This window comes from Lysinibacillus sp. FSL P2-0066, from assembly GCF_037969495.1.
Lineage (GTDB): Bacteria > Bacillota > Bacilli > Bacillales_A > Planococcaceae > Lysinibacillus > Lysinibacillus boronitolerans.
On the sequence record NZ_CP150202.1, the window covers coordinates 3,809,858 to 3,826,209 of the forward strand.

15 protein-coding genes are annotated in these 16,352 nt (G+C 37.9%); all 15 read right to left on the reverse strand.

What is annotated here, in order from left to right; translation table 11 throughout:
* Position 1: 1 nt before the first annotated feature.
* The 15 genes from MKZ14_RS19005 to mutY all read right to left on the reverse strand — a co-directional run bounded on the left by MKZ14_RS19005 (position 2) and on the right by mutY (position 16,242).
* On the reverse strand, positions 2-1,102 hold the full coding sequence (locus MKZ14_RS19005) for a cysteine protease StiP family protein (protein ID WP_339280342.1): 1,101 nt from the start codon (positions 1,100-1,102) through the stop codon (positions 2-4).
* Positions 1,099-2,457 carry a phosphoribosyltransferase family protein gene (locus MKZ14_RS19010; protein ID WP_333004900.1) on the reverse strand — a complete coding sequence of 453 codons (1,359 nt, stop codon included), beginning with the start codon at positions 2,455-2,457 and terminating at the stop codon, positions 1,099-1,101. The genes MKZ14_RS19005 and MKZ14_RS19010 overlap by 4 nt, the downstream gene beginning before the upstream one ends.
* The gene (locus tag MKZ14_RS19015) at positions 2,438-3,631 is read right to left on the reverse strand and encodes an HpcH/HpaI aldolase/citrate lyase family protein (protein WP_333004901.1); all 1,194 of its coding nucleotides are present in this window, start codon (positions 3,629-3,631) and stop codon (positions 2,438-2,440) included. The genes MKZ14_RS19010 and MKZ14_RS19015 overlap by 20 nt, the downstream gene beginning before the upstream one ends.
* A 334-nt stretch (positions 3,632-3,965) precedes the next feature.
* Complete coding sequence (locus tag MKZ14_RS19020) at positions 3,966-4,541, reverse strand: TerD family protein (RefSeq protein ID WP_016994007.1); 576 nt, start codon at positions 4,539-4,541, stop codon at positions 3,966-3,968.
* A gap of 34 nt (positions 4,542-4,575) precedes the next feature.
* Positions 4,576-5,157, reverse strand: coding sequence for a TerD family protein (locus MKZ14_RS19025; protein ID WP_016994006.1), 582 nt, complete (start codon positions 5,155-5,157; stop codon positions 4,576-4,578).
* A 30-nt stretch (positions 5,158-5,187) separates the two neighbouring features.
* Complete coding sequence (locus tag MKZ14_RS19030; RefSeq protein WP_016994005.1) at positions 5,188-5,805, reverse strand: TerD family protein; 618 nt, start codon at positions 5,803-5,805, stop codon at positions 5,188-5,190.
* Positions 5,806-6,083: 278 nt separating this feature from the next.
* Positions 6,084-6,980 carry a nickel transporter permease gene (gene nikC, locus MKZ14_RS19035; RefSeq protein ID WP_258860939.1) on the reverse strand — a complete coding sequence of 299 codons (897 nt, stop codon included), beginning with the start codon at positions 6,978-6,980 and terminating at the stop codon, positions 6,084-6,086.
* 12 nt (positions 6,981-6,992) lie between these two features.
* Complete coding sequence (locus MKZ14_RS19040) at positions 6,993-7,997, reverse strand: ABC transporter permease (RefSeq protein ID WP_004230491.1); 1,005 nt, start codon at positions 7,995-7,997, stop codon at positions 6,993-6,995.
* Positions 7,998-8,227: 230 nt separating this feature from the next.
* Positions 8,228-9,844, reverse strand: a complete 1,617-nt coding sequence (locus tag MKZ14_RS19045) for an ABC transporter substrate-binding protein (protein WP_016995059.1) — start codon at positions 9,842-9,844, stop codon at positions 8,228-8,230.
* Between the two features lie 30 nt (positions 9,845-9,874).
* Complete coding sequence (locus MKZ14_RS19050) at positions 9,875-10,855, reverse strand: dipeptide ABC transporter ATP-binding protein (RefSeq protein WP_112116672.1); 981 nt, start codon at positions 10,853-10,855, stop codon at positions 9,875-9,877.
* Complete coding sequence (locus tag MKZ14_RS19055) at positions 10,830-11,843, reverse strand: ABC transporter ATP-binding protein (RefSeq protein WP_333004906.1); 1,014 nt, start codon at positions 11,841-11,843, stop codon at positions 10,830-10,832. Before MKZ14_RS19055 ends, MKZ14_RS19050 begins: the two co-directional genes overlap by 26 nt.
* 297 nt (positions 11,844-12,140) lie before the next feature.
* Positions 12,141-13,886, reverse strand: a complete 1,746-nt coding sequence (locus tag MKZ14_RS19060; protein ID WP_036076981.1) for an ABC transporter ATP-binding protein — start codon at positions 13,884-13,886, stop codon at positions 12,141-12,143.
* Positions 13,887-14,065: 179 nt separating this feature from the next.
* On the reverse strand, positions 14,066-14,617 hold the full coding sequence (locus MKZ14_RS19065; protein WP_016995055.1) for a DUF402 domain-containing protein: 552 nt from the start codon (positions 14,615-14,617) through the stop codon (positions 14,066-14,068).
* A 318-nt stretch (positions 14,618-14,935) separates the two neighbouring features.
* Positions 14,936-15,112, reverse strand: coding sequence for a gamma-type small acid-soluble spore protein (locus tag MKZ14_RS19070; protein ID WP_008173504.1), 177 nt, complete (start codon positions 15,110-15,112; stop codon positions 14,936-14,938).
* An 80-nt stretch (positions 15,113-15,192) separates the two neighbouring features.
* On the reverse strand, positions 15,193-16,242 hold the full coding sequence (mutY, locus tag MKZ14_RS19075; RefSeq protein WP_258860024.1) for an A/G-specific adenine glycosylase: 1,050 nt from the start codon (positions 16,240-16,242) through the stop codon (positions 15,193-15,195).
* Positions 16,243-16,352 lie beyond the last annotated feature (110 nt).

Below are 16,352 nucleotides of genomic sequence, written 5' to 3' on the forward strand. Positions count from 1 at the left end.
TCTATAATTCTTTGATCAAACCACAACATGCATAGGACATATTCGAATACTCTTCAACCAATACATTTTTCTCCTGTGCTAATAATAAAATATGTTTCAATTCATGCATGTACTGTGGATTAATTAAAATCTTCCAAGGTATCCTTCGCAGCAAAACTCTTGTCGTTTCCCCAACACCTGGCTTAATGAAATGAATATTATCAATACCAAAATCTCGTTGAATTGTTTGTACGGACTTCATACCCTCCCAAGTAATTGGAGAGATTTCTTGCTCTTGAATTTGTTGCACAATTTTACTCTGTACTTGTTCAAAACATGTGACGATACGTTCTATGTACAGCTTGGAGACATCTACGGCCTCTAATTCTTTGTAGTATTTTGCACCATGAAAATCGTTTGCATCCATAAACTGCAAATTTAATACCGTTCTACTCACTAAACCAGATACAGTTGAATTTAAACAAGCAGAAGGTATTAAAAAATCCTCACGAGTTCCATAAATAGCGGCACAATGGCCAGGATCAGCCAGAACAGCTAATTTGGCGCTTAACTGTGCTTGATATTGTAAGTTAAACTTTTGGCAGGATTGAATTAATTCATTGGTAATTGCCCCTTTTCCTGTCCAACCATCAATAAATTGAAGACTTCCTAGAGGGTGCTGTGTCAAAATATAACGAATTGCCGTTTCATCAAAACCACGACCTCGTAGTATAGAAATGGAGTAATGTGGAACATTCACATGATAACGTATGGCTATATACCGTTTGATTAAAATACCAATGGGTGTACCTGCACGAGCTAAACTCACAAGAATTAAATTTTCTAACCCTCTATTTTCAATGATTTGCTCTGCCACTACGCCAACTGCGATTGCTATTCTTTCTGCATAAGCATCTAGCGCTTTATAAAAAAGATTCATGTAGGTATCAGATGGTTGCTGCTCTACTGGCAGCATTTCCGAATAATGTATGCCCGATTGAATGAGCTGTTCACGTTTCTCATTATCCATTTCAAGGAATGCACTTCCAATATCACGCAATAAAAAAATAACGTCCTCTGGTGCATAACTCCCCATTTTATCTGGCTGCAAAGTCGATATCATCGTTCTCCCTCCAATTCATGCATACTAATTACGTATACTTTGGCTTTAGTGGCTTCTTGTAATGCCTTCACCACACGAGCAACTACCGCTTTACTTGCTATACGTTCCACAATGAAGAAAAGTTCCGTGTAAGACTGGCTTTGAAGATTATATAAATAATTAGTAACCCCGTTATTTTCTGGACTTTCAAAGGCTATTTTTTCGTTAATCGTATATCCCAAATCATCCGTACAATAGATTGGACTACGAGTAGTTGATTGAAAGTAAACATCATTTCCTAAATAAGAGGCAATTTGCATAGGAACATACATGAACTCACCCGTGCCAATAACAAGCGCTGGCCCGATTGTTCTTAGCTCTTGTAATTGCTTAGCGATAGCTTGTAACGATTTCTTTTGTGCAACATGCTGTTTTGAAGTGAGCAAAAACCTCCCTGTCGCTACTAGATAAGGCTGATTATTTACTAAACCATTCTCCGCAACAGATTGATAGAATTTGCGATCAACAGGCGCCTGAATTGGCCATAGTTCTATATCCTCTGTAGCCTGTGTTTGTAAATTTGGTTGCGTGCTTGTTAAGCTTGGCATACCTGAACAGCTAAAATTCCCACTCAAAATGGAGATGAATTCTATAGAGATATCCCATTGTACTTCTAATTGCTTAAAGATGGATTGCTGCTGTTTTGAACGCCAATCTAAAATAGATAGTACCGCATACTGTCTCACTAAAGGAAATTTCTGTCTTAATGTCTCAATAATATTAATGACCGTATTCCCCGTCGTAATCTCATCATCAATTAACACAATGCGCTTAGCTTGCAGTAAAAATTCTGGTTCCTCCGTATAAATTCTATGGCTTGTCGCATGAGAATGTTCTTCCTCAAACGTAACAAATGGCTCAAAATCAGGCAGCACTTCACGTGTTGTGTGGATATACATAGCATTCGAGTGAAAGGCATTAAATACTGCGTGTCCAAGTGCTGTTGCCGTCTCTGCAAAGCCAATAAATAATGTTTCATCCGTTAATTCTAGGGTTCCTTCTATGGATTTTTGTACTACATCCAAATTAGCCCCGTCTTTTAAAGCTTTTACGACAGACTTAGCCATTACCTTTTGTCCAGTAAGATGCTGCTGATACAGCATAGCTAAAAGAGTTCCTGTCAGTAAAGGGATTTGCGGACGGACAGCCAAATGTTTGCCTAGTACTGTGCTTACAAACAAAAATTGTCTTTTCTTATTAATCCGAGCCGCCATTTTAAACAAATTGGATAGCGCAAAATTATGTGGATTGTAGGTAATTTCAATATCTATTGAATAATTCGGTAAAATGCTTAATTTACTCATTTGTTGTTGCATATAGACTACCACCTATTTCAGACTGTAATAAAAGTGAGGCAAAATCGACAGATTCATGATAGACACCATAGACATGAGCCTGTTTTAAAATCCGCTGTGCCCATCTCATATGTGGCTTAATTTCATTCATTTTATTAGCATAGTGACTTTTCATAACACCTTTTTGTCCATCATTATTTTCTATAATACTTAGTGCATCTAAGTATTCCTCATACGAAATAGCATAGAGGGCATGCACAACACGGATATGGCTCGGATGAATAATAGTTTTTCCCACTATGCCGTTTTGTTTATCCATTAAAACTTCTTTCATTAATCCATCTAAACAATCGTCTAACAACGCTTTCCTTGTATCGAGCGCACCTTTCTCACTAAATGGTGTCACTCTAAGTGCGGGCTTTAATACACGTTGATTATTAAAATACTCCCACACAGGCCCTGAGATAATAAAACCATCTTCCTCACGACCTAAGATATTGACAATATCTGCAATACAATCTCGAATGACACTAATATCATAAATGGTAGAATCCATACGGCGGCGAATTCCGTAAATACCACAAAAATCAGTGGCACCTATTCGCACATTTAATACACGGGCTCTGTATTGATGTAGAACTGCTTTAATGTCTAATAATGCTTCTAAGCGAGATTCCTTATATAGTACCTCACGGCTCTCCAAAATCGGCATACCATATAAAATTAAATCATTTTCTAAAATGGTTTGTTCAAGCAGTTCAAAATAGCATGAACCCTGTTCTGCTGTAAACTTTGGAAAGACATAGCCTGTTAATATTTCTTGCTTTTTCCCTAAAGCAGTCGTTAACTTTTGAAATTGCTCAACATGTCGGACTCGAACAAAAAGTAATGGGAGCTCCTGAAGCAATAGCTGTTTTTGCTGATAGAGTGCGTATAGTTCACTAATATCTTCTATCAGCTTAGCTTCACAATCTACTAACTCTGCATCTCCTACTGCATCCTCCAAATCAATGACGAGGGATGTGAGTTGCTTATATTTTTGTGATCGAATCAAGCTCACAATTGTAGGCATGGAAGCTGGCATGTACAATGTCGCACCTAGAGCATACGACAAAATATCTGGTGATTCCCATTTTGTAAACGGCTGTGGCTTCTTATAAAAAATCGTCTCTGCTTCTGTTGCAAAGTGTTGCATCTAATCCTCTCCCCAGTAACTATACCTTTTGTGAAAAAGGCACTGTATCAGCCTGTTCCATACAGACCAATACAGTGCCTTGTTTACACTGCTGTTTTCTTCTTCAACTTGTAAATAACAAATGTCAATAAGAATGCAGCAATTAAAATAATAACGATAATTTCATGTGAAAGATGGTAGCCCGAAAAACTAGCAAATATTTTTAGTGCATTACGATTGGCGCCCTGATACTGAATCTATTAAAACAAGTCCACACATCTGCCAGTGAGCATATGTATTTAATACATCCAAACAAAATCAAGATCCTTCGTCATGTACCTATTTCTCAAACTAGTTACTGTAAGCCATATGCATTGATTAATGCAGCTAGTCCACCCTGGTAACCTGAGCCTACTGCAGCAAATTTCCACTCACCATTATGTCGGTACAGCTCGCAAAATACTACAGCCGTTTCAATACTGAAATCTTCGCCTAGATCGTAACGCAATACCTCTGATCCCGACTCTTCGTTCGTCAATCGTACATAGGCATTTAAAACTTGCCCGAAGTTTTGATGACGTCCCTCGGCATCGTAAATAGTAACCGTCACTACAATTTTTTCAATTTGAGGTGATACTTGCTTTAGGTTGACAAGAATTTTTTCATCATCCCCATCCCCTGCACCTGTACGATTATCTCCCGTATGGACAACAGACTGGTCTGGGCTCGCTAAATTATTATAGAAAATAAAGTCCTGTTCATTACGACATTTACCTGAAGCATCTAGTAAAAATACAGATGCATCCAGGTCAAAGTCTTGCCCACCGTCAAATTGCTTTACATCCCAGCCTAAACCAATGCCAATGCTATTTAAGCCTGGATCTTGCTTTGTTAAATCAATACGTTGCCCTTTACTTAATTGTATAGCCATTCAAAAATCTCCCTTTCTGTCCAAAGATGAAATTTTAGTTTACACTTAAGCCATAATCATTACATAAAGCAGCTAAGCCACCTTGATAGCCTGCACCAATCGCATTAAATTTCCATTCTCCGTTATGGCGATATAATTCCCCTACAACAATCGCTGTTTCGATACTGAAATCCTCGCCTAAATCATAGCGAATAATTTCTTCGTTGGAAGCAGCATTTATAATACGAATATAGGCATTAGACACCATACCGAAGTTCTGACTGCGAGACTCTGCATCATGGATTGTTACAGTGAAGGCTAGTCGCTGAACATGTGCAGGTACTTGAGTTAATGCCACTTTCACCACTTCATCGTCACCTTCGCCTACACCTGTTAAATTATCGCCTGAATGCTCAACTGAGCCATTGCCACCTGTAGTGTTGTTATAGAAAATAAAATCATTTTGATCTGCAACTTTGCCTGTATCAGCAAGTAAAAATACAGAGGAGTCTAAGTCAAAATCATGACCACCATCATATTTATTTGTATCCCAGCCTAAACCTACAACAACATTCGTTAATCCTGGATTTGTTTTAGTTAAATCTACCTTTTGACCTTTTTGTAGTGAAATGCCCATAATTTTTATTCCTCCTATTTAGTCAATTATTTATTGATATCTTCGAACAACGTCGCCAAGCTTTATGTCATTTGTTCCCGTACCAACCGCAGCAAATTTCCATTCATTATTATGACGGTAAATTTCTCCACATACTAACGTCGTTAAATTCGAATAATTATCAGTTAAATTATAGCGAATTAGTTCGCTTCCTGTCCTATCATCATACACACGAATATATGCATTTTGAATCATACCGAAGTGTTGATTGCGACCTGCCGCATCATAAATGTTTACAACAAACACAAGCTTGTTATATTGCGTAGGTACAGATGATAGCTCAATTGTAATTACCTCATCATCACCATCGCCGTCACCTGTTAAATTATCACCTGAATGTCGAACAGAACCGCAGCTACTTGTTAATTTCCCGAAATAAACAACATCGTCACCCGCAACAACCTTATCATCCTGTAACATCAATACCGAAGCATCACAGTCGATACTTCTGCCACTGCCACTATTTCTGCTGGAAAATAAACCACCTAAAAAGCCGCCACTTTTCTCTTGACCTACAGGGTCCCACCCTAAACCTACTTTTATTTTATTTAATCCTGCGTTACCCTTTGTTAAATCAACTCTTTGTCCTTTTTGTAAATTAATCCCCAATTTTAACACCCTCCTAAAATATGTATTTCAGTCGAAAGATTTTATGGTAAGCAATAATCTACTAAGCTAAAAGATTTCTACTTAAATTAAGTCTAAAATAACGTGACAAAAAATTCAATTAATGGCTCCGAAAAGGTTTTTTCACTTATTTTAGAAAGCCCCTTATGCCTTTTTCTATAGCATAGAACGTTTTTGTAGTAAAAATGTTCCTTTTATATCCATTGGTCCAAGTAGCTAAAAAAACCTTCTAACTTGTAGAAGGTTATTGTTCCTATTTACTAACTTTTCATTTTTGGATCAAGTGCATCTCGTAGTCCATCACCCATTAGATTAAAGCCAAGAACTGTTAACATAATAGCTAAACCAGGGAAAATCATCGTCCACGGAGCATTTAATAAAAACTTACGTGCATCCGCTAGCATTTTTCCCCATTCTGGTGCTGGAGCTTGAGCCCCTAGCCCAAGGAAGCCTAATGCTGCCGCTTCAATAATGGCTGTCGCAATTGCTAGTGTTCCCTGTACAATTATTGGGGTTATGGAATTCGGCAAAATATGTGAAAATAGAATTCGCGCATCACGCATACCAATTGCTTTTGCCGCTACTATATACTCTTCTTCCTTGACACTTAAAACTTTAGAACGGATTAAGCGCCCAAAATTCGGTACGTTAATAATAGCAATAGCGATTAATGCATTTTGTAAAGATGGACCTAACACTGACACTACTGCAATCGCTAGTAGCATACTAGGGAAAGCTAGCATAATATCAAAAATACGTGAAATTATCGTATCAACCCATTTACCATAATAACCTGCAATGATGCCAAGTAAACTACCAATTATCACGGACAAAATAACAGAGAAAAAGCCTACCCATAGCGAAATCCTTGCACCGTGAATGATCCTCGAAAAAATATCCCGTCCAAAATCATCCGTTCCAAACCAATGATCAGCGGATGGTGCCAGTAAACGCTTCGTTAAATCTTGTTCATTGATGCCCTGTGGTGCAATGAACGGACCAATGACAGCCAGTAAAATAAAAAATATAACAATTCCTGCTCCTACAAGGGATACTTTGCTCTTTTTAAAACTACGCCAGCCTTCGAGCCATGGGCCTACTGCCTTTTCTCGAACTGGTGCTGCTTCTTTTTTTATATCGATTGCTCCAGTCATCATTGCAACTCCCTTCTATTTGTATTTAATACGTGGGTCGACTACTGTATACAGTAAATCCACGATTAAGTTAATCATGATGAAAATAAATGCAACGATTAGAATACCTGATTGAATCACAGGATAATCCCTGAAGCCAATCGCATCATAAATATAACGACCAATTCCTGGCCAACTAAAAATTGTCTCTGTTAAAATGGCCCCACCTAACAGTAATCCTGTTTGTAGACCAATTACCGTTAGCACAGGAATAACCGCATTCTTTAATGCATGTTTATAAACAACAATAAACATTTTTTGTCCTTTTGCTCTTGCAGTCCGCACATAATCTGAGCGCATAACTTCCAGCATGGAAGACCTTGTGATTCTGGCAATGATAGCCATTGGAATCGTTGCAAGTGCTACTCCTGGTAATATTAAGCGCTTTATGACTTCGATGAATTGATCAAAGCGGCCTTGAATGAGCGTATCCAATAAATAAAAATGGGTTATGGCGGTAATTGGATTTCGCACATCTTCTCGACCAGAAGTAGGCAGCCAACCAAGCTTACTACTAAATGTCCACTGCTCCATCAATCCAAGCCAGAACACGGGTACAGATACACCGATTAACGCTATAATCATTGCTGTATAATCAAACCAAGAATTTTGGAACCATGCAGAAATAATGCCCGCATTCACACCAATAACAATTGCAATAATCATCGCAAATAGTGCAAGTTCAGCCGTTGCTGCTAAGTATGGGAAAATTTCTTCTGATACAGGTAGTTTCGTACGTAGGGAAACCCCTAAATCTCCCTGAAAAATACCTGCTAAGTAACTAAAATATTGTGTATACCAGGGCTTATCTAATCCTAAACTTGCGTTTAACGCCTCGACCGCCTCTTTTGTTGCCTGTTGTCCTAAAATAACTTGTGCTGGATTTCCAGGAATTGCTCGTATCAACATAAAGACGATAAAAGTCATTCCAAGCAAAACTGGGATTAGTTGAAGTAAACGTCTCCCCATATAGTGAAGCATTTTCATCACCTCTCTATGATTTTCATAATCTACTGTGAAGTCTTTATATACTGTTGAAAGGTTGAGCCTTCACTAAACGGTTTTGAATGTTTAGTTGAGATCTTTCATACAGGAAATAATCATTATCTTTACTTGAAAAGAATCTGCGAGATTTCCACGGCTTACCCGCAGAAAAGCAAGCAGATTCTTCACATTACATTTATTTGTTCAATTAAAAATGGTGAAATTTACTATTGAATATCTACTGCATCTAAACGGTCAGAGCCAGTAGGATGCGCAATGTAATTTGTAACTTTCTTGTTAGCAGCTAAAATTGGAATAGAGTGAGCAAGTGGAACCCATGGAGCATCCTCAGAAATAATTACTTGAGCTTGCTTATAAAGTTCATTACGCTTGTCTTCATCGATCTCAGTTTGAGCAGCTGTTAAGATCTTGTGTAATTCTGGATTATCATAGAACGTATAGTTATTAGAGCCAATATTATCGCCGTCTAATAACGTGTATAGGAAGTTATCCGCATCCCCATTATCGCCTGTCCAGCCAAGTAGGAATGCATCTGCTTCACCGTTTTGAGCTTTTTCTAAATACGTAGCCCATTCAAATGACACAATTTTAGATTTAATACCCACGTCTTCTAAGTTCTTTTGAATCGCTTCAGCCACTTTTTGTCCGTCTGGCATGTATGGACGTGGTACTGGCATTGCCCATAGCTCAATTTCCTTGCCATCGTAGCCTGCTTCAGCAAGTAATGCTTTCGCTTTTTCAGGATCATACGTATAGCCTGTCACTTCATCGTTATAACCAGAAATTACTGGTGGCATTGGGTTTTTCGCTGGCTCAGCTAGCCCTTCATAAAATGCATCTACTAATGCTTGTTTATCAATTGCATAGTTGACTGCTTGACGCACTTTTACATTATCAAAAGGAGGACGTGTAACAGTTAAACCAAGGTAACCAACGTTCATAGATGGACGTTCGATTAACTGTAAATTAGCATCGCCTTCGATTGTTGCTTTATCAGATGGGCTTAAGCCATCAGCTACATCAATATTGCCTGCTAATAAATCATTTAAACGTGCTGAGTTTTCTGGAATAGAACGATAAATTACTTTATCTAATTTAGGATAGCCATCAATATAGTAATCTGGGTTTTTCTCAATTGTGATTGAATCATTACGTACCCAGCTAACAAATTTGAATGGACCTGTTCCTACAGGATTTGCAGATAAACCTTCTTCATCTGCTTCAAATGCTGTTGGAGAAGCAATCGCAAATGGAGACATTGCTAAATTTTTCAGGAATGGTGCTTGAGGTTGGCTTAACTTAAAGACAACTGTGTAGTCTCCCTCTGCAGTTACTGATTCAATTACTTGCTTGTCACCAACGACAAATTGCGAACTAAAGTAAGGGTGTTTATCTGCACCTGTTTTCCAACGTTCAATATTTTTAACAACAGCCTCAGCATTGAAATCTGTGCCATCATGGAATTTCACACCTTCTTGTAGCTGGAAAGTATACGTTAAACCATCCTCTGATGCCTCCCATGATTTAGCTAAGCCTGGTTGAATTGTGACATCTCGCTCTCCAAAGTTTACAAGTGTTTCATAAATATTAGCTGTCACCGTGAAGGATTCACCGTCTGTAACAACAGCAGGGTCAAGTGCTACAGAATCTCCACCACGACCATACACTAAAATTTTTGGTTCTCCACTGCTAGCAGTATCGCCACCAGTTGAAGTATCTTTACTACCCGTATCCTTAGTATCTGAGCCGCCACATGCTGCTAAGATTGTCGAGAGAATAAGGAGTAGCATTACACCTAAAGTCCAAAACTTCTTTTTCTTCATCGAATTTCCCCCTATGAGTTTTTATATCATTTAATGTTGTAGCGCCTCGTAAAGATGGCAAGCAACATAATGACCTGGTTTCACTTCTTGCATTTTAGGTACTACCTGTGAGCACTGATCCTTTTTAAATGGACATCTCGTATGGAATGTACAACCGCTTGGCGGATTTGATGCACTTGGAATATCTCCAGAAATGATGATCTGTTCCCGTTCAAACGTAGGATCTGGAACAGGAACCGAAGATAAAAGTGCTTGTGTATATGGATGAAGCGGTTCAGCATATAAGTCCTCACTCGCTGTCAGCTCAACTAATTTACCTAAATACATAACGCCAACTCGATTACTAATATGACGCACAACCCCTAAATCATGGGAAATAAAAATATAAGTTAGCCTTAAATCCTTTTGCAGCTTTTGCAATAAATTCAAAACCTGTGCCTGGATGGATACATCAAGTGCAGATACTGGCTCGTCCGCAATAATTAAGCGTGGATTGGTCATCAGGGCTCTAGCAATGCCAATACGTTGCCTTTGCCCTCCACTAAATTGATGCGGATAGCGTTTGATATGATATTCATTCAATCCAACAATCTCAAGTAGCTCCAACACTTTTTGTTTTCGCTCTTTGGCATTACCTATCCCATGAACAATAAGAGGCTCCTCTAAAATTTTGCCGATGTTATGGCGAGGATTTAGTGAGGCATAGGGATCCTGAAAAATCATTTGAATATCTCTACGTGCCTTCCTCATTTCATTATTGGATAATTCTGAAATCATTTTGCCTGCGAATTCTATCTTGCCTCCAGTGGGCTCTAGTAAACGCATTAATAAGCGACCCGTTGTGGATTTACCACAGCCTGATTCGCCAACAATTCCTAATGTTTCTCCTTCAAATACTTCAAAGGAAACATCATCTACAGCCTTTACATCCCCGGCATGTGAATTAAGGACTCCTTTTCGAATCGGAAAATATTTTTTTAACCCCTCAACCTTTAATAACGCTTTCGACACGTTGCTCCACCTCCTGCTTTTCTAGTAAAAAACATCTCGATTTATGATTCTCTGCTGCTTCAAATAAAGGTGGTGTTTCCTGTAAACAACGTTCCATTGCATATTCACAGCGTGCCGCAAAACGACAGCCTACCTGAATACTTCCTGGTTTCGGTACACTTCCAGGAATGGAGTATAAATTTTCCTTTTTATAACGCATGTCAGGTACTGATTGAATAAGTCCTTGTGTATAGGGATGTTTAGGATTAGTGAAAATTTCATGAATCGGCGCCTCTTCCACTATTTGTCCTGCATACATAACAATCACTCGCTCACAGGTTTCCGCGACAACCCCCAGATCATGTGTAATTAACAACACAGCTGTATTCAATCGTTTATTTAAGTCTTTCATAAGCTGTAAAATTTGGGCTTGTATTGTAACATCCAATGCAGTTGTAGGCTCATCTGCAATCAATACTTGAGGGTCACAGACAAGTGCCATGGCAATCATCACACGTTGACGCATACCGCCAGACAGCTGATGTGGGTAGTCCTTTAGCAAATCCTCAGCACGTGGTAGACCTACCAATTTCATAATTTCAACCGCTCTTGCAAACGCTTCCTTTTTCGACCATTTTGGATTATGTATTAATATAGCCTCCTTTAACTGGTCACCAATCGTGAACAAAGGGTTTAGCGAAGTCATTGGCTCTTGGAAAATCATTGCAATGTCTTTTCCACGTATTTTTTGCATTTGTTTATCCGTATATTTAGCAATATTTTTGCCATCTAGCAAAATTTCTCCACCCGTTATTTTACCTGGTGGTGATGGAATTAATCCCATGATGGACAGCGACGTAACACTTTTACCACTTCCCGATTCTCCTACAATCCCTAAAATTTCTCCTTCATGGACAGAAAAATCGATATCGTCTACAGCAGGAATTTGCCCATTATCTGTGAAAAAGGTTGTTTTCAAACCTTTTATTTCTAGTAGTTTTTTCCTCATGTGTAACGCCCCACCCTACCTATATTTTACTTAAATGTATAATAATATTAATAGAATACTATAACTTTCGTTAAATTCCTTATTTTCAGATAATTCTAACTAAAAATCCTTACTCTTTCAATCATTAATATTCTGCAAATTACATAGAAATTCTACAATAATCGCCTTCGATAATAATAAAATCTTATAAAGAGATAATTTTTTACACTTTTCAAAAAAAAATAGCCTTCCATTTTCAAATAAATGAAAGACTTTTTTTTGAAAAAAATTCTTAAACCGTGTAATTTACGGAAAATTTTAATCTAAATGCTGTACTTGGAATAAATTATAATAGGTCCCCTGACTGTCCATTAACTGTTCATGTGTTCCACTTTCGATTAATTGACCATGATCGATAACGAAAATCTTGTCAGCATGTGTAATTGTAGAAAGACGGTGCGCAATAATAATAGTTGTTCGTTCATGAGCTAGCTTGTCTAATGATTCTTGAATCAGTGCCTCACTTTCCAAATCTAATGCAGAAGTAGCCTCATCCAGGATTAGAATCGGTGGATTTTTTAAAAACACACGCGCAATAGCAACTCGTTGTTTTTGTCCGCCAGAGAGCTTTACTCCTCTTTCTCCAACCTTTGTGTCATAACCATTAGGTAGACTCATAATAAAGTCATGGGCATTTGCCGCTTTCGCTGCTTCGATGACTTGTGCATCTGTTGCATCTGGTCTCCCCATTAAGATATTCTCTTTGACAGAATCACTAAAAAGTATATTATCTTGCAGGACAATACCAATTTGAGATCGTAAGGAATGTAAAGTGACATCCCGTACATCGTTTCCATCAATGGTCACTTGCCCGCTTGTTGTATCGTAAAAGCGAGGAATTAGGCTGATAATCGTTGACTTACCACCACCACTCATCCCTACAAAGGCAACAGTCTCTCCAGGATTTATCGTTAAATCGATAGCATCTATAATAGGGGAGCCAGTTTCTTCATATTGGAAGGATACATTGTGAAAGCGAACCTGCCCATTTGCACGTGGGAGTTCACGAGCATAGTCCTTATCCTTCACTTCATAAGGCTCATCTATTAAATCGAACATTCGATCCATTGAAGCGATTGACTGCGTTAAAGTTGTGGAAGAGCTAACAAGTCGACGAAGTGGGCCATACAGACGTTCAATATAAGCAATAAAAGCAACCATTGTTCCAACTGAAAGTGACCCATTTATTACTTGATAGCCCGCATAGGCGATAACGAGCAATGGCGCTACATCTGTAATAGTATTCACGACAGCAAATGATTTTGCATTCCACTTTGTTTGATCAAGTGCTTTTTCTAAAAACTCACCGTTTGCTGAATCGAACAATTTTTGTTCATGCTTTTCTAAAGTAAAGCTTTTAATAATGCTCATACCAGCTACACGTTCATGTAAATAGCTTTGTACACCCGCAAGTGCTTGAGAACGTTTCCGTGTCAAATCTCTCAATTTGCCAAAAAAGTACTTCACACTGAAGGCATAAAATGGAAATGCGATCAATGCGACTAGCGTTAGCTTCACATCCATGGTTAACATAATGGCAATCGCAATTACAATCGTCGCCAGATCTAACCAAACATTCATTAACCCCGTCATGACAAAGGTTTTTGTTTGCTCAACATCATTAATTACCCTTGAAATAACATCACCTGCACGTGTATTGGCATAGTACCTTAAACTTAAACGCTGTAAATGTGCATAAATTTCCTTACGGATATCAAAAAGCACCTTGTTGCTTACGTGTTGTGCAAAATATTGTCGATAGTACTCAATAGGTGGACGAATAATAAAGAACACAATAATAGTTCCACCTAGCCAGTAAAATAATTCTTTTGTTTTTTCTACATCTGTTAAGTCATCTGCTGCAATAATGTCATCCAATACAATCTTAATGAGCAGTGGAATAAATAGTGGAATAGCAAATTTTACTATACCAATGATAATCGTTAAAATAATTTCCCATGTATATGGTTTAACAAAGCGCATATATCGCTTAATGCTTCCCAATTTATCATCACATCCTTACAAAAAGAAACAGACATTCGAAGATGAATGCCCTAAGTATTATAGCAATATTTTGATTAAAATACAGTTATAGTGACTTTATAGCGAACTATTTCGATTTTGCCTTTACAGCTCTCTGTTCCCCACCAATAAAAAACACCTATTAGTTAAACTAATAGGTGTCATGAACGATCATCTGACTGCATATCAAGCTGGAATTTGTAACGATTTGTCCAGACATCGATGAAATCGGGTGCAAAAGGTCCTCTTTTTTGTTGAATCCAGCTTATCAATTTATCGACATTGCGCTTTAAAATCTTATCTATGACATCAGGATAAGACATTTCCTTACGATGGAGCTCATATTCATCCTCGTCTAAAAGGGTATAAGACATGTCAGGAAAAACTTTAATATCTAAATCATAGTCGATATATTTAATGGCATTATTATCGAAAACAAATGGTGAGCTTAGATTGCAATAATAATACACACCGTCTTCACGTAGCATACAGATGATGTTAAACCAGTGTTCCGCATGGAAGTAGCAAATAGAGGGCTCTCTCGTTAGCCATGTACGACCATCGGATTCTGTCACAAGTGTCCGTTCATTTGCACCGATTACGATATTTTTCGTTCCTTTTAAAACCATCGTTTCTTGCCAAACACGGTGGATACGGCCATTGTGCTTATAACTATGTATTTGTATCGTTTCTCCTTCTACCGGTAATGCCATTTTGTTAGCCCACCTTTTCGTCTATGCTACCTAAATCTAGCAGTCTCTAGTATATTATAGCAATGTGTACGCGAAAGGTGTAGTTAGAAAACCACAAATTTCACTACGCTATTTTGAATTTGTATAAAATTTAGTCAATTATAAGCGAATTTTATTATAATGTCAGCTTTGATGGGATTTTTTAGTTAATTACTTAGAGGATTTCCTTTACAGCTGACGATTTACTTACCTAAACAATTTAAAAGGGGCTGTCTTTTTCATCTTTTCGGATTTAAGACAGCCCCTTAGAGGTAAATGCAATTATGCAGTTACAAAGTGTTACTCACCTAAATCTTGGTTAGTTTTTGAGAAACGACCAGAAGCTGGAGCTTTCTTTTGCTCTGCTTTCGCATTTTGCTTTTGCACTTCATTTACGTCTGTTTCATAACCAAATTCTTCACTTTGACGTTGCATGTTTTTATTCGGTTGGAAATTTTGGTTGTTTTGTTTTTTCATCCTTCATTCACCTCCACGCTAGTTATTGTGTACGGAGGTGATTACTTTTATGCTCATGATTTGATGATTTTAAGAAGGATTTATTTTCCTGCGGTTTGCTTTTTTACTTCCTCCCAAATTTTTAGCATAGGAACAGGCATCGGTAATAATTCTATTTGCTCACGGCTTAGCCAATCACCTAGCTCAGTGGACTCGGATTTTATATAATAGCTATTTAAATGCCAAGTTAAATGTGAAAAAACATGTTTAAATGTAAGTAGCTCTTGTTTGGCCTGTGCATTGACTGTATATTCCTTTGTAAAGTTTTCTGCTGAAGATTGACTTGTATCAATCATTGGAAATTGCCATAGGTTAGCTAGCAGACCTTCCTCAGGACGTTGCTGCATTAAAAATTGACCTTTGTCATTTTCATATACGAGCACATCATATGTGAGATGCTTCATTTTTATCTTTTTTGATTTGACAGGTAATTTTTCTGGCTCTCCTTCATTAAAAGCGGTGCAATACTCTCTGACTGGGCATAATAAACATTTTGGAGAGGTAGGTGTACAAATAAGTGCACCTAGTTCCATTAAGCCTTGGTTAAACGATGAAGCATGATGAGGATCAATTAGTTCCTCAACCGCCACTTCAAAAATTTTCTTCGTTTTCGGAAGGGCTATATCATCATGTATATCAAGCACTCTACTAAGAACCCGCATAACATTACCGTCAACTGCATGTTCAGGCTTATTATAGGCAATACTTAAAATAGCGCCTGCAGTATAGGGACCAACACCTTTTAATTTAGATATTTCATGGCGATTGTCAGGTACTATACCGCCGTAATTTTCTAAAACCTCACGAGCACCTGCTTGTAAATTGCGAGCACGGGAATAATAGCCAAGACCTTCCCAATGCTTTAATAAGTATTCTTGGGGTGCTTCCGCAAGCAAATCTAATGTTGGAAAACTTTCCATAAAGCGATTGTAATAAGGAATAACTGTGTCGACACGTGTCTGTTGTAGCATCACTTCAGATACCCAAATTTTATAAGGGTCTGTTGTGTGTCTCCACGGTAAATCACGCTTCTCTGTGTTAAACCAGTCAACTAATGATTGTCGAAATTCTGTTACATATGGGTAATTCACAGTGACCTCCGTTGTTTTTACGATTTAATTTATGATGAAAAGGGTATACAATAATGAAGTAAAGAATATTCGTGAAAGATCGACAATAATCGTCTCTTTCACATGAATGT